Raw genomic sequence first — 744 nt, 5'->3', positions numbered from 1 at the left:
ATTCACAACCGAGGCCACGTTGGTGCCCGTCGGGTCGTTGACCGGGTCATACACGCCCAGCAGCTGGTCGGCCATCACCGTGGAGCGCTGCGGCAAGTGGGTGGTCTCCAGCAGCTTGACCTTGCCACGGGCCAGGCCCTTGGGCTGGCTTGGCGAGCCGCGCGGCACGTTCGGCACCAGCACCAGTTTGTCGCCGGCCAGGCCGACCTTGACGATGGTGGTGCCGACCAGGCCGTCTTCTTGGAACAGGTTCATGTCCGCGATCCGGGTGTGGATACGCGGCAGGTTGTTGATGTAGGCGTTGAGCTGATCGAAGGTCAGTACGCCCAGTGCGAGCAGAGTTGCCAGATCCATAGTGGGTGAGTCCTGTGGTAGATCGGGGAAATGGAAAAGGCCCCGACTGAGCGGGGCCTTGGTAAGCAAGCGGTGCGGCTGTTACGCGCCGCCGGCGGCGGCAATGGTGATGGTTTCGGTGATGGCTTCGCCCAGGCCAGCGGCGGTGACCTTCAGGGTGTAGTCGCCCGCAGCCGAGAACGTCACCGCGTCCCAGGTCACCACACCGTTGACGGCAGCCTTCGCCCCACCGCCGACAACGTTGCCCGGGCCGGTGGCCTTTGCCAGCGTCACGCTCGCCGCGCTACCAGTGACCAGGCCGCCGAAGATGTCCTTGATCTGCGCCACCACCGGATCCACGACGACACCTGCCGTGCCGGCGGCCGGAGCAGACGCGAACTTCAGATTGTC

Annotated in this window: 1 protein-coding gene and 1 pseudogene; both read right to left on the bottom strand. The window is 65.6% G+C overall.

The features are described 5' to 3' along the window. Window positions 1–354, bottom strand: a 354-nt coding sequence (locus CXG43_RS01300; RefSeq protein ID WP_198552980.1) for a major capsid protein, incomplete at its 3' end; no start/stop codon positions are given. Window positions 355–435: 81 nt separating this feature from the next. Then, window positions 436–744 (bottom strand): annotated as a pseudogene (locus CXG43_RS01295) (head decoration protein); the annotation flags it as partial.

The organism is Stenotrophomonas sp. Bg11-02, from assembly GCF_002836635.1.
Taxonomy (GTDB): Bacteria; Pseudomonadota; Gammaproteobacteria; order Xanthomonadales; family Xanthomonadaceae; genus Stenotrophomonas; species Stenotrophomonas lacuserhaii.
This window is presented reverse-complemented; position numbering and strand designations above follow the sequence as displayed.